The organism is Streptomyces sp. NPDC003016 (assembly GCF_053591455.1).
Genome location: NZ_JBSFTV010000027.1, coordinates 1 through 14,146 on the forward strand (window position 1 = coordinate 1; position 14,146 = coordinate 14,146).

9 protein-coding genes are annotated in these 14,146 nt (G+C 72.2%); 5 read left to right on the forward strand and 4 right to left on the reverse strand.

Annotated elements, in window-relative coordinates:
* The 4 genes from ACWDZ4_RS22690 to sbnA form a co-directional block, all read right to left on the reverse strand.
* A partial coding sequence (locus tag ACWDZ4_RS22690) for an amino acid adenylation domain-containing protein (RefSeq protein WP_451510219.1) occupies nucleotides 1–4,355 on the reverse strand: 4,355 nt, incomplete at its 3' end.
* Nucleotides 4,356–4,434: 79 nt separating this feature from the next.
* The gene (locus ACWDZ4_RS22695) at nucleotides 4,435–4,656 is read right to left on the reverse strand and encodes an MbtH family protein (RefSeq protein WP_451510220.1); all 222 of its coding nucleotides are present in this window, start codon (nucleotides 4,654–4,656) and stop codon (nucleotides 4,435–4,437) included.
* 61 nt (nucleotides 4,657–4,717) lie between these two features.
* Nucleotides 4,718–5,707 (reverse strand): 2,3-diaminopropionate biosynthesis protein SbnB, encoded by a 990-nt coding sequence (gene sbnB, locus ACWDZ4_RS22700; protein ID WP_451510221.1) that lies wholly within the window; start codon nucleotides 5,705–5,707, stop codon nucleotides 4,718–4,720.
* A gap of 8 nt (nucleotides 5,708–5,715) precedes the next feature.
* Complete coding sequence (gene sbnA / locus ACWDZ4_RS22705) at nucleotides 5,716–6,699, reverse strand: 2,3-diaminopropionate biosynthesis protein SbnA (RefSeq protein WP_451510222.1); 984 nt, start codon at nucleotides 6,697–6,699, stop codon at nucleotides 5,716–5,718.
* Nucleotides 6,700–6,887: 188 nt separating this feature from the next.
* On the opposite strand from sbnA, the gene ACWDZ4_RS22710 reads away from it, so the two are divergent.
* The 5 genes from ACWDZ4_RS22710 (at nucleotide 6,888) to ACWDZ4_RS22730 (ending at nucleotide 14,117) form a co-directional block, all read left to right on the forward strand.
* Nucleotides 6,888–8,738 (forward strand): acyl-CoA dehydrogenase family protein, encoded by a 1,851-nt coding sequence (locus ACWDZ4_RS22710; protein ID WP_451510223.1) that lies wholly within the window; start codon nucleotides 6,888–6,890, stop codon nucleotides 8,736–8,738.
* Nucleotides 8,735–10,444, forward strand: a complete 1,710-nt coding sequence (locus ACWDZ4_RS22715; RefSeq protein WP_451510224.1) for an acyl-CoA dehydrogenase family protein — start codon at nucleotides 8,735–8,737, stop codon at nucleotides 10,442–10,444. Before ACWDZ4_RS22710 ends, ACWDZ4_RS22715 begins: the two co-directional genes overlap by 4 nt.
* A 97-nt stretch (nucleotides 10,445–10,541) precedes the next feature.
* Nucleotides 10,542–10,835 carry an acyl carrier protein gene (locus ACWDZ4_RS22720; protein ID WP_451510225.1) on the forward strand — a complete coding sequence of 98 codons (294 nt, stop codon included), beginning with the start codon at nucleotides 10,542–10,544 and terminating at the stop codon, nucleotides 10,833–10,835.
* Nucleotides 10,835–12,244, forward strand: coding sequence for a condensation domain-containing protein (locus ACWDZ4_RS22725; RefSeq protein WP_451510226.1), 1,410 nt, complete (start codon nucleotides 10,835–10,837; stop codon nucleotides 12,242–12,244). The genes ACWDZ4_RS22720 and ACWDZ4_RS22725 overlap by 1 nt, the downstream gene beginning before the upstream one ends.
* Nucleotides 12,245–12,299: 55 nt before the next feature.
* Nucleotides 12,300–14,117, forward strand: coding sequence for a fatty acyl-AMP ligase (locus tag ACWDZ4_RS22730; RefSeq protein ID WP_451510227.1), 1,818 nt, complete (start codon nucleotides 12,300–12,302; stop codon nucleotides 14,115–14,117).
* Nucleotides 14,118–14,146 lie beyond the last annotated feature (29 nt).

Sequence of the window (14,146 nt, forward strand, 5' to 3'; positions counted from 1 at the left end):
CGGGTGCGGGCGAGGTCGCCGGTGCGGTAGAGGCGTGCGCCGGGGGGCCCGTAGGGGTCGGGGAGGAAGCGTTCGGCGGTCAGGTCGGGGCGGCCGATGTAGCCGCGGGCGACGCCGGTGCCGCCGGCGTAGAGCTCGCCGGGGACGCCGACCGGGACCGGTTCGAGGTGCTGGTCCAGGACGTGCATGGTCATGTTCGGCAGCGGGTGGCCGATGGGCAGGACTTCTGCCGACTCCTGGTCCGGGACGGGGTAGATGCAGGTGCCGACGGAGGCTTCGGTGGGGCCGTACTCGTTGATGAGACGGGTCTGCGGTGCCAGGGCGCGCCAGCGGTCCAGGGTGGCGCGGGTGAAGGCTTCGCCGGCCACCACGAGCACCGGTGCCAGTGCGCCCGCCTGCTCGGCGGTCAGCTGTTCCGCGAGGATGTCGAGGTGGCCGGGGGTCAGTTTGATGAAGCTGTACGGTCCGGCCCCGGCCAGGGTGGTGCCGAGGTCGGCGATGTCGGTGTCCTGCGCCACGGTGTGGACGCGCTGTCCGGTGACCAGGGGTGCCCACAGGTTGGGGACGACCAGGTCGAAGGCGACCGAGGAGAACAGTGGTGCGCCCCGCCCGCCCTGCGCGGCCAGTTCGCGGGCCGCCCAGCCGACGTGGTTGGCCAGGCCCCGGTGGGTGACGGCGACGCCCTTGGGGCGGCCGGTCGAACCGGAGGTGAAGATCACGTACGCCAGCGCGTCACCGTCCTCGGTGCGCTCCGGCGCGGTCCGCGGCCGTTCGTCCAGCATGGGCCGGTCGCGGTCCACCAGGACCGTGCCGACGCCGCCGAAGCGGTCCTCGTACGCCTCCTCGGTGACCGCGAGCACGGCGCCCGAGGTGGCGAGCATGGCCGCGATGCGCTCGGCCGGGTAGGAGGGGTCGACCGGCACGTAGGCCGCGCCGGCCTTCCACACCCCGAGCAGGCTCGCGATCAGGTTCGGCCCGCGGTCCAGCAGGACCCCGACCACCGACTCGGGGCCGACGCCCGCCGCCTTCAGGTGGTGGGCCATCTGGTTGGCCCGCACGTCCAGCTGGCCGTACGTCACCGTCCCGTCGGCGAAGCCGATCGCGGGCGCGTCCGGGCCGCGGCGGGCCTGCTCCTCGAAGCGGCGGAGCACGGACGCGTCCGTGAAGTCGGCCGACTCGCCCGTCCCCAGGTCCAGCAACCGCTGCCGCTCGTCGGCCGGCAGGAGCGCGACCGAGGAGAGCCGGACGGCCGGGTCGGCCGTGACCTCCTCCAGGAAGCGGACGAACTGCTCCTTCACGCGGACCACGGTCGACGCGTCGAAGAGCGAGGTCGCGTACTCGAAGACGCCTTCGAGCGACCCGTCCGCCGACCGCCCGATGAAGACGGAGAGGTCCGTCTTGGCGACCGTCCACGCCTCGGCGAACGCCCGCAGGTCCGCCGCGTCGGTGGCGACGCTGGTGACGCCCTCGCTGTGCATGTCGAAGGCGACCTGGTAGAGCGGCGTACGGGACATGTCGCGCTCGGGCTGCAACTCGTCGACCAGCCGGTCGAACGGCAGCTCCTGGTGCGCGAACGCGGCCACGGACGCGGCGCGCACCCGCCCCAGCGCCTCGGCGAAGGTGGGATCGCCCTCCAACGGGCAGCGCACCACCAGGGAGTTGAGGAAGAAGCCGACCGTGTTCGCGACCTCCGGGCGGGTCCGGCCCGCGACCGGGGTGCCGACCGGAACGTCCCACTGCCCGCTCTGCCTGGCCAGCACCGAGGCGAAGGCGGTCAGCAGGGTCATGAACGGTGTGGCGCCGTGCCTGCGGCCCAGCTCCTCCACCTTCGCCACCAGCTCCGGCTCCACCCGGACCGGGACGACCGCGCCGCGCGGGTCGCGCTCGGGCGGGCGGGGGCGGTCCGTGGGCAGCTCCAGCGGGGCGATGCCGTCCAGGGCGGTGCGCCAGTGCGCGAGCTCCGCGGCCGTGAACTCCTCGGTCAGCCGGGAGCTCTGCCAGGCCGCGTAGTCGGCGTACTGGATGCCGGGCACCGGCAGCGAGGGCTCGCGGCCCGCGAGTCCGGCGGCGCACAGCTCCCGCAGCTCGCGCTCCAGGACGACGGTGGACCAGCCGTCACAGGCGATGTGGTGCATGGTGACGAGCAGGACGTGGTCCTCGCCGGGGACCCTGGCCAGCAGGACGCGCCACAGCGGACCGGTCGCCAGGTCGAAACCGCGGGCGAACTGCTCCTCGAAGTACGTGGCCAGGCCCTCGCGTCCGGTGTCGACGACCCGGAGCTCCACCGGCCCGGCGTCCCCGACGGCCTGGCGGGGCTCGCCGCCGTCGTCCAGGTAGCGGGTGCGCAGCGCCTCGTGGCGGGCGCCGAGCGCGGTGAGCGCGGACCGCAGGACGTCCACCGGCGTGGCAGCCGGCAGCCGCAGGATCAGGGGGGCGACCCACTCGCGGCTGCCGGGGTTCAGACGGTCGAGGAACCACAGCCTGCGCTGACCGGAGGACAGCGGCAGGGCGCCGGACCTGGACACGGCCGGTATCGGCCGGGCACCGTCGGACGGCGCGTCGATCAGCCTGGCCTGGGCCTCCACCGTGGTGGCGCTGAACAGACCGCGCATCGAGATCGAGACGCCCGAGGCGCGGAGCCTGGCCGCCAGCCTGGTGAGCTGGAGCGACGTACCGCCGAGGGCGAAGAAGTCGTCGGTCGCGCCGACCTTCTCCCGGCCGAGCAGGGCGGCCCACACCTCGGCGACCTGCTCCTCGGCGCCGGTGCGGGGGGCGATGTAGCCGCCCTGCCCCGCCGCGGCGCCGGTCTCGTCCACGGCGGCGGCGAGCGCGGCCCGGTCCACCTTGCCGTTGGGGGTCAGGGGGAAGACGTCGACGCCGTGGAAGAGCGAGGGGACATGGGTGTCGGGCAGCCGCTGCCGGAGGTGGCGGCGCAGGGCGGTGGGGTCGAGGGGGACGCGGGTCGTGAGCGCGGCACCGATCCGCTTGCCGCCGTCGTCCGCCGCGAAGGCGAAGACGACCGCGCCGCCGACGTCCGGGTGGGAGGTGAGCGCGGCCTCGATCTCGCCCGGCTCGATGCGCACGCCGTTGACCTTGAGCTGGGCGTCGGCCCGGCCCTGGTACTCCAGTACGCCCTCGGCGTTCCAGCGCACCAGGTCGCCGGTGCGGTACAGCCGGGAGCCGGGGGCGCCGTACGGGTTCGGGACGAACTGCTCCGCGGTGAGGTCCGGGCGGCCCGCGTACCCCTGGGCCAGGCCGATTCCGTCCGCGTACAGCTCTCCGGTCACACCCTTGGGCACCGGGGTGCCGTCGGGGCCCATCACCAGCACGCGCATGTTGCTGAGGGCGCGGCCGATCGGCACGGGGCCGGACTTCTGCTCCGGGTCCACGCGGTGGGCGGTGATGTCGATGGAGCACTCGGTGGGCCCGTAGGTGTTCCACACGCCGATCCGCCGGCCGGCCCGCTCGCGCAGCCGCTCGACGAGTTCGGCGTGCAGCGGCTCACCGGCCGAGAAGAGCAGGCGCAGCGCGTGGCAGTCGGCCCAGCCGTCCTCCTCGACCAGCAGCCGCAGGACGGAGGGAACGACCTGGAGGACGGTGACGCCGCCGTCGGCGACCGCCCTCAGCAGCGCCGCGGCGTCACGCTCGGTGCCGTCCGGGGCGGTGACGACGCTTCCGCCGCTGATCAGCGGGGCGAAGATCTCCCAGCCGGCCGCGTCGAAGCCGATCGAGGTCTTGAAGAGGACGCGGTCGTCGGCGGTCAGCTTCTGCGTGCGCACCGCCCAGGTCACCCGGTTGGCGATGCCGGCGTGGGTGACCTGCACCCCCTTGGGCCGTCCCGTCGATCCCGAGGTGAAGATGGTGTACGCGACACTCAGGTGATCGACGGCGACAGCGGGGGCGGCCGTCTCCGAGGGAGCCTCGGCCCGGTCCCGTATGTCCTGCGGAGACACGGCGCGGACGCCCGCCGCCGCCGGGCCGGTCAGCTCCCGCTCGCTGACCACCAGGGTGGCGCCGCACTCCAGGAGCAGGGACTCCAGCCGCTCCTGGGGGTGTCCGGGGTCCAGGGGCAGATAGCCGGCCCCCGCCTTCCACACCCCCAGGAGGGTGACGACCAGGTCGATGCCCCGGCCCAGGCACACGCCGACCGGGGAGCCGGGGCCGGCGCCGGCCGAGCGCAGGAAGCGCGCCGTGCGGTCGGCGGCGAGGTCCAGCTCCCGGTAGGTCAGCGTGCGGGCACCGTCGATGACGGCAGTCGCGTCGGGAGTGCGGGCGGCCTGCTGTGCGACGAGCACGGGCAGGGTGGGAGGGACAGTTCCGCTCAGGGAGGTCCCCGGCAACTGTGCGGCGTTCAACAGGTGCTCCTTCGAATGACCTGGCGCCAGGTGCGACTCGGAATTCGGTGCTGGTGAAGGGCCCGCTCGGGGCGGCGGATCAGGCGGCGGAGTTCTGGCTCTCCATGCGGCGGCGCAGGCTCAGCGGACGCATGTCGCTCCACACCTCGTTGATGCGGGCGAGGCACTCCTCGCGGGTGCCCTCGGTGCCTTCGGCGCTCCAGCCGGCGGGCAGCTCCCGGCCGGCCCGCCAGATCGAGTACTGCTCCTCGCCGTTGAGCACGACGCGGTACACGGCGGTGTCGTTCGGTTCGCTGGACATGGTTCTCCTCGGTGCGGTGCGAAGGGGGGTACGGGGAAAGGGGAAGGGCGGCGGGCGGGGTTCAGGACAGGAAGTCCGTGATCTCCACGCCCAGGCCGAGCCCGCGGGCGGCGCGGTGCACGTCGACGGCCAGGGCGAGGTCGAGGACCCCGAGCCCGAACGGCGAGTAGACGGTGACCTTCTTCGGCGACGGGGTGAACTGCCGGGTGCCGGCGATGAGCTGGCCGATGGTCGCGTCGATGAAGGCGCGGCCCCCGGTGATCTGCTCGGCGAGGTGGAGCGAGGTGCGCTCGCGGCACACGTGGTCCGCGTCGTCCACGATGTTGTGCGCCTGGATGAGCGTCTCGGGGTCGATGTCCCGCAGGGAGACGTGCAGGACCACCGTGCCGGGCGCCGCCGCGGTCAGGTCGGTGTGGGGCTCGCCCGCCGAGGTGGCGAAGGAGACCAGGGACTGCGCGGCCAGCGCGTCGTCGAGACTCGCCGCGAGAGAAATGCGGGCCTCGGGAAGGATTTCCGCGCAGCGCCGGGCGAATTCCTCCGCGCGGACCCTGGAGCTGTCGTGGATCGTCACTTCTTCAAGACCTTCGAGAGCGGCCTTGATATAGCGCAGGATCTCCAGGTTGATGACGCCGCAGCCGATGAGGGAAACACCCTTGGGGCGGTTTTCCCTGGTGAGCATCTCGGCGGCCAGCGCCGCACTGGCCGCGGTACGCGCGGCCGATATCAGAGACCCTTCGAGCAGGGCCTCGGGGTGACCGGTGCGCAGCGAGTTGAGGAGCATCGCCGCGCTGGCCCGTGCCGTGCCGGAATGGATGTTCCCGGGGAACGAGGAAATCCACTTGATCCCGGCGGCGGGATGGTCGCCGCCGCGGTACGAGGGGAGGCCGATGATCCGGTTGGCGGGCTGGTCGGGAAAACGGAGGAAGATGGAGTGCGGGACCGTCGTGGCGCCCTGCTCGTGCAGTGCGTAGGTCGCCCGGACCATCTCGATGTGTTCCTTCTCCTTTCCGCTGAGAAGCTTTTCCACGTCGGACTGGCGGATTACCAGCATGGGACGGATCAACCCTTCCACAGGTGCGAGACTTCACCGAAGTTCTCGCGCACCCAGTCGTCGGAATAGATGGTCTTGAGGTAGCGGTCTCCCCCGTCGGGGAAAATCAGGGCGGAGACGGATCCGCGCGGAATGCGCGGCAGTGTCCTGTCCACCGCGGCGAGCGTGGCCCCGGACGATCCGCCGGCCAGGATCGCTTCCCGCCCCACCAGTCGCCGGCAGAAGACGACGCAGTCGAGGTCCGAGACGTGCACCACGTCGTCGGCCGCTTCCGGGTCCATCAGGGCGGGCCGTACGGATGCGCCGTGGCCGGGGATGAGCCGCCTGGTGGGCGGCCGGCCGAAGATCGCGCTGCCCTCCGCGTCGACGGCCACGACCTTGGTCGCCAGCCCGGCGCGGCGGATGTAGTCCGCGCAGCCGCGCAGCGTGCCGAAGGTGCTGACCGAGCAGAAGAGGAAGTCGAGCCGCCCGTCGAGGGCTTCGACTATCTCGTGCATGGTGCTTTCGTGGGCCTTCGGATTGAACAGGTTCGCATACTGGTTGGGCGAGTACGCGTGCGGAATGCTTTCCACCAGTTCGCGCACCCTGCGCAACCTGACGGGCAGGAACTCTCCTGTGGCGGGGTCCCTTTCGTCGACCACCTCCACCTCGGCCCCGTAGGCCCGGAGGATGGCCGTGTTCTGCTCGGTGGTCTTGGCGTCGATCACGCAGATGAAACGCAGCCCGAAGTATCTGCATATCTGGGCGAGTCCGACCGCAAGGTTTCCCGAGCTCGATTCCACGACGACCGATCGCCCCGGCGTTATCTCGCCGCTGCGCAGGGCCTCGGAGATCATATTGAGGCCGCTTCGATCTTTTATACTGCCACCTGGGTTGAAACGCTCGATCTTGGCGAAGACTTGTGAGTGCCCCCCGGGAAACATTCTCTCCAGTTCCACCAGGGGCGTCCGGCCGATCGTACCCAGAATCCCCGAATCAGATCTTTTCGGCATGGATTCCCTCTCACCTGTAGGCGTGCAATGGAGACAGTAGCTGCCGCCCAAACGAGGTAACGGGTTCTGTACTGGCAGGGAAGTGCCACCGCAAGGTCCTGTCAGGGAAGGGCCAGGACAGCGCTCCCGCGCGTGCCCAAGACTGGGGTTCTTCCGGAATTCATGCGTTCTCAGATCCAGGTGGAGTTGTGACGAAACCTCAGCTTGTACCGGACCGGCCGACCCGCTACGCGCCGTACGACCTGGCCGGCGCATTCGACCAGGACCTGGGCGATCCCCACCGCCCCGACCTGCCCTTCTTCGCGGGCCGGCTCCGTGAACTCGACGCGCTGGAGGCGTTCCCCGAGGACGCGGTGCGTCTGCTCGACGCGCGGGGGCTGCCCGCCCACTACGTGCCCGCGCGGCACGGCGGGGCGCTGCGGAGCTACGAGGACCTGCTCCAGCTCGTCCGCGTGGTCGCCCGCCGCGACCTGACGGTGGCGATCGCCCACACCAAGACCTACCTGGGCGCGGTGAGCACCTGGGTCGGCGGTACGGCGGCCCAGGCCCGGGCGCTCGGCGAGCGGGTGGCGGCGGGCGCCGTGGTCTCCTGGGGCCTCACCGAGCGCGAGCACGGCAGCGACCTGCTGTCCGGCGGTCTCACCGCCACCGCCACCGGGGACGGGTACCGGCTCGACGGGGAGAAGTGGCTGATCAACAACGCCACCCGGTCCCACCTGGTCTGCGTTCTCGCCCGTACCGCACCGGAGGGCGGCACCCGCGGCTACAGCCTGCTGCTCGTCGACAAGGCGGAGCTCGCCCCCGGCACGTACACCTGCCTGCCCGCCGCCCGCACCCACGGCATCCGGGGCGCGGACATCAGCGGCATCGCGTTCTCCGACGCCCGCGTCCCGGCCGGCGCCCTGATCGGGGAGGAGGGGCAGGGCATCGAGATCGTCCTGCGGAGTCTGCAGATCACCCGCACGATCTGCGCCGCCCTGTCACTCGGCGCGGCCGACCGGGCCCTGCGGATCGCGACCGACTTCGGCCTGGAGCACGAGCTGTACGGGAAGCGGCTCATCGACCTGCCGCAGGCACACCGCACCCTGACCGAGGCGTACGCCGACCTGCTCGCCATGGAGGCCGTCACCCTGGTGGCCGGCCGCGGGGCCCACGCGCTCACCGAGGAGATGAGCGTGACGTCGAGCGCGGTGAAGTACCTCGTGCCGAGCACGGTCGACGAACTCGTCTCCAGCATGGGCCAGTTCCTGGGCGCGCGGTCCTTCCTCAGCGAGGAGTACGCGCACGGCGCCTTCGCCAAGCTGGAGCGCGACCACCGGATCGTCGGCATCTTCGACGGCAACAGCCTGGTCAACCTGAACGCCCTGGTCAACCAGTTCGGCGTGCTCGCACGGGGTTACCGGGCGGAGCGGACGGACCCCGAGGGACTGGCCGTCGCGGCCACCCTGAGCACCCCGGTCCCCGACTTCGACCCGACCCGCCTCGACCTGACCTCACGCACCGGCAACAGCGTCACCGCCGCCCTGCCGCGGAGCGTCGCCGAGCTGCGGAAGCTCGCCGCCGGCGGAGAGGTCCCCGAGACGCTGCTGGCCCTGGCCGAGGACGTACTGGAGATCACCGACGAGACGCACCGGCGGATGGCGTCCCACCGCCCCACCCCCCGGGACGTCCCCGCCCCCGCCTTCTCGCTGGCCCACCGCTACACCCTGTGCACGGCGGCGGCCGCCTGCCTCCAGGTGTGGCTGCGCAACCGGGACCGGGTGGCACGGGACACCGCGGCCGTCGCCGGCCTGTGGCAGGACGGCCTGTGGCTGGAGGCGTGCCTGAGCCGCCTCCTCGAACGCCTGGCCCCGGGGGTCCTGCCGGCGGCCGCCGGGGACGGCCGGCCCGCGGCCGACTCCACGGCCGTGCTCGACCGGCTGATGCCCCTGCTCCTCGACCAGCACCGGACGGGCGAGATGTTCTCCCTGCTCTCCTTCCCGCTGGCCCCTTCCCCCTCCGCCATCCCCTCCGCGTCACAGCTCCTGGAGACGTCATGACCGAGACAGCCGCAGAGACCGGCGGACCGGCCGCGCTGGAGAGCGCGCTGGGCAACGCCGACGACCCGGACAACCCGCTGGGCTTCCGGTCCGTACTGGAGGCGGACGAGCGCGCCGAGATCCTGCCCGAGGGCGAGAAGGCCCTGGACGCCTACGGGTTCAACGCCGAGTACGTGCCCAAGCGGCTGGGCGGGCGGCTCGGCGGCATCGAACGCCTGATGCTCATGATGCGCACGGTCTCCCGGCGCGACCCCACCCTGGCGCTCGGGTACGGCTTCACCAACTACATCTCCGGGTCCGCCATGTGGACCTCCGGCAACGACCGGCAGCAGCGGCGGATGGCCGAGATCCTGCTCGGCGGCGGCAAGACGGCGGCCGGGTACAACGAACTGGCCCACGGCAACGACTTCACCCGTACCGACCTCGCCGCGGCCCCGCACGGCGACCGGATCCTGATCAACGGCCGCAAGCAGATCGTCAACAACATCGGCCGGGCGGACGCCGTCGTGCTGCTCGCCCGCACCGGCGACGGCCCGGGCAACCGCAGCCACTCGCACCTGTTCGTGGACCTGGCGGACGGCCCCGCCGACCGCGTCCGGCGCGACTTCCGGTACCCCACCGTGGGCCTGCGCGGCTGCCTCATCGGCGGCGCCGAGTTCACCGACTACCCCGTCCCCGCCGACGCGCACATCGGCCCGGCCGGCGGGGCGATGGAGACCGTGCTGCGCGCCTTCCAGACCACCCGGGCGGTGCTGCCGGGCATGATGGTCGGCACCTCGGACACCCTGCTGCGCACGGTCACCCGCTTCGCGCTCGGCCGCCGGCTGTACGGGCGCCGGGTCGCCGACCTGCCGCACGCCAGGGCCACGCTGGTCGGCGCCTTCCTGGACCTGCTGGCCGGCGACTGCCTGTCCACCGTGGCCTGCCGCGCCCTGCACGTCCTGCCCGGCCAGACCAGTGTCCTGACCGCGGCCAACAAGTACCTCGTGCCCAAGGTCCTCCACCGGTCCTCGCACGCCCTGGGCACGGTGCTGGGAGCCAACTCCTACCTGCGGGACGGTACGTACGGCGTCTTCCAGAAGTTCGCCCGCGACCTGCCCGCCATCACCTTCGCCCACGCCAACGCCTCCGTGTGCCAGGCGACGATGCTGCCCCAGCTGCCCCGGCTCGCCGCCACCAGCTGGCTGCGGGCCCAGCGCCCGCCGACGGAGCTGTTCCGGCTCGACGCCCCGCTGGACGACATCGACTACCAGGCCCTGGAACTCACCTCCCGGGGAGCCGACCACCTCACCGCGATGCTCGGCCACCCGGGCGCCGAGGCGCTCCTGCCCACGGCCACGGCACAGCTGACCGGCCTGTTGCGCGCGGACCTGGCGGACCTGCGCGAGCGCTGCCTCGCGCTGCCGTCGAGGGAACACTCGGTGGTCGCGGGCCGGGCCGGCTTCGCCCTGGCCGACCGGTACGCCCACCTCGCCATGGCCGCCGCCTGCATCGGCGTCTGGCAGGACAACCAGCACAGCGGCGACGCGTTCCTGCGCGACCCCGACTGGCTGACCGGCGTCCTGTCCAGGATCGCCGCACGCCTCGGCCACGACGTGGGCACGCTGCCCGCCCCGACGGAGCGGCGGCTCTTCGAGGAACTGATCTCCAGGGAGGAAAGCCATGAGGGCTACGACCTCGGCCGTCCGCAACTCTCGCTCGCCTGACCCCAGGACCTGTCCGGGCCCGGGCCCGTATCCGTATCCGGACCAGAAACCCTTCCCCACCAATTTCCACACCCTGCACATCTCAAGGAGTCTTCTCATGTCCGACCTCACCACCGCGGCGACCGTCGAGGCCATCAGCACCGCGGCGACCGCCGAGACCGTCCGCACCTGGCTCACCGAGCGGGTCGCGTACTTCCTCGACATCACCCCGCAGGAGATCGCCCCGGACGACCTGCTCGTCGAGATCGGCCTCGACTCCGTCTACGCCCTCACCCTGTGCGGCGACGTCGAGGACGAGTACGGCATCCTCGTCGAGGCGACCCTCGCCTGGGACCACCCCACCATCGACGCGCTCACGGCCCACATCCACTCCGAACTCGGCGCCCGCTGATGGCGGAGACCGGGCCCGCCGCCAGAGCGCTGTCCATCGGGCAGGAGGCGCTCTGGTTCCTGTACTGGATGGCGCCCGGCAGTCCGGCGTACAACGTCCAGGCCGCCCTGCGGATCCGCGGTCCGCTCGACGAGGGGCGGGTCCGCCGCGCCCTGCGCTCCGTGGTGGACCGCCACGACGTCCTGCGCTCCACCTTCGTGGACACCCCGGCCGGCCCCCGGCGGCTGGTCGGGTCGCCGGACCTGGTCGCCCTGGAGGTGCGCGAGGCGCCGGAGGCCGACGCCGACGACGACCGACTGGTGCGGCTGGTGAGGGAGTTCGGCGACACCCCGTTCGACCTGACCGGGCAGGGGACCTGCCGGGCGCTGCTGCTGCGCGTCGCGCCGGACGACGCCGTACTGGTGGTCTCCGCCCACCACATCGTCACCGACGCCACCTCGCAGTGGCTGCTCCTCCAGGAACTGCTCGACGCGTACGCGGCGGACTCCGCGTCGCCGCTGCCACCGCTGAAGCGCGGTTACGACGACTACGTGGCCCAGGAGCAGCAGCTGCTCGCCGGGCCCCGGCGCGAGAGACTCCGGGCGTTCTGGGAGGAGTTCACCGAAGGCGCCGACGCCGCCGAGCTGCTCGCCGACCGCCCGCGGGGCGAGGACCGGCCCGGGGTGTTCAACGGGGCCACCCGCGAACTGCGCGTTCCCGACGAGCTGCTGCCGAAGCTGCGGGAGACGGCGAAGCGGGCGGGCGTCACCGGTTTCGCCCTGCTGCTGAGCGTCTTCCAGACCCTCGTCCACCGCTACACGGGCCGGACCGACTTCCTCATCGGCTGCCCGACGACCACCCGCAGCGGCCCCGGCATGCGGCAGGTCGTCGGGTACCTGGTGAACACGCTGGTCCTCCCGGCCCGCTTCACGGCCTCGACGACCTTCGCGGACGCGGCCGGGTCGGCGCAGCGCCAGGTGATGTCGGCGATGAAGCACATCGGCTACCCCTACGCCCTGCTGGCCGGGGAAGCCCGGTACGCCGGTGGCAGCCCACCGGTGCGGATGGCCTTCACGATGGTCGCGCCGGGCCGTCTGGAGCCGCTGCTCCAGCAGGTCACCGAGGCCGCGGCGGCCGGCACGCCGACGGAGTACGCCGGGCTGCGCCTGTCGCTCGTCGACGTGCCGCAGCTGGAGGGCCAGTTCGACATCTCGGTGGAGATGCGGCAGAGCGCGTCCTCGCTCACCGCGGTGTTCCGCTACGCGACGGACCTGTTCGACGAGGACACCGTCGAGCGGTTCCTGGACCACTACGTCCACCTGCTCGGCGCCGCCGTCGAGGACGTCGACGCACCGGTGACGGCGCCGGTCCTGGTCGGCACCGGCGAGCTGGACGAGCTGCTGGCGCTGGGAGCGGCCGATGACTGGTGACCGTACCGACGACCGGCGCCCGCGCATTCCAGCCCACTTCATCCCAGGGGGTTCCATGTCCCAGCACCACCAGCTCATGCAGGCTCCGAGCGCCACGGCACGCATCCGCGAGAACGCGCTGGCCACTCCGGACGAGCCCGCGGTGATCTTCGTCCGCGACCCCTCCGCGCCGGACGGCGCCGAGACCTGGTCCTACGCCCGGCTGGACCACGAGGCGCGGAAGATAGCCGGATGGCTCCAGGAGCGGTACGCGCCGGGCGACCGGGTCCTGCTGCTCTATCCCGAGAGCCTGGAGTTCGCCGCCGCGTTCGTGGGGTGCCTCTACGCGGGGATGGTCGCCATCCCGTCCTCCCTGCCGGGCCAGTACCAGCACCAGCGGCGCCGGGTGGACTCCATCGTGGAGAACGCCGTCGTCGCGGTCACCCTCACCAGTGAGGCGGCCGCCCCCTCCGTCCTGGACTGGGCCGCGTCGGACCCGGCGGCCGGCATCGACTGCGCCGTCACGGACGGTCCCGCGTTCACCGACGCCCACGCGGCGGCCTGGCGCATGCCCGAGGCGGACCACGACAGCCTGGCGCTCCTCCAGTACACCTCCGGGTCGACCTCCACGCCCAAGGGGGTGATGGTCAACCAGGGGAACCTGCTGCACAACTCGCAGATCCTCAGCGAGGCCTTCGGGCTCGACAGGACCACCCGCTTCGGGTCGTGGATCCCCCAGTACCACGACATGGGACTGCTGGCGATCCTGCTGCCCCCGCTGCTGCTGGGCGGCTCCTGCGTGCTGATGAGCCCGACCACGTTCCTGAAGCGGCCGCACTGGTGGCTCCAGATGATCGACAGGTACGGCATCACCTGGTCCGCGGCGCCCAACTTCGCGTACGAGCTGTGCGTGCGGCAGGTCACCGACGAGCAGCTGGCCCAGCTGGACCTGTCGCGGTGGAGGTTCGCCGCCAACGGGTCCGAGCCGGTCCAGGCGTCCACCCTGACCGCCTTCGCCGAGCGCTTCGCCCCGGCGGGCTTTCGCAGCGACACCATGGCGCCGTGCTACGGCATGGCCGAGGCGACCGTGTTCATCTCGGGGACGGGCTCCCGCGAGCTGACCGTCAGCCACCTCGACGAGGAGCGCCTGGAGCGCCACGAGTTCCACCCGGTGAGCCCGGCGGAGCCCGGCCGCGACGTCGTCAGCTGCGGCTCCGCGAGGGCCTATGACGTACGCATCGTCGACCCGCGGACCCTGGAGGTGCTGCCCGCGGGCCGGATCGGCGAGATCTGGCTCCGGGGCGAGAGCGTCGCGCAGGGGTACTGGGGCCGCGAGGACGCCACCCGTGAGACCTTCGGGGTGCGGACCGCGGACGGGGACGGCGGTTACGTCAGGAGCGGCGACCTGGGGACCGTCCACGACGGCGAGGTCTACGTCACCGGCCGGATCAAGGAGCTGATCATCCTGCGCGGCCGGAACATCTACCCGCAGGACGTCGAACACTTCCTCAGGGCGCAGGAGAGCGACCTGACCGGGCTGTTCGGCGCGGCCTTCGTCGTCCCCGTCCAGAACGCCGAGGGCGGGGCCGAGGAGCAGCTCGTCGTGGCCCACGAGGTGCGCGGCGGCATCTCGCAGGACGGACTGAAGGAGCTGGCCGGCCGGATCGGGGCGGGCGTCTCCCGCGGCTTCAGCGTGCGGCCGGGGGCCGTGGTCCTGGTCCGGCGCGGCGGGATCCTGCGGACGACGAGCGGCAAGATCCAGCGGGCGGCGATCCGCGAGACGTTCCTCCAGGGCCGGCTGGAGAGCCGGTACCTCCAGGTGAACCGCCAGGTCGGCGCGTTGCTCGCCGAGGCCGGGGCCGGGGCCGGAGCCAGGGCCGAGGTCGCTTCCTGAACGAGGTGTCGAAGGGGCGGGCCCGTTCA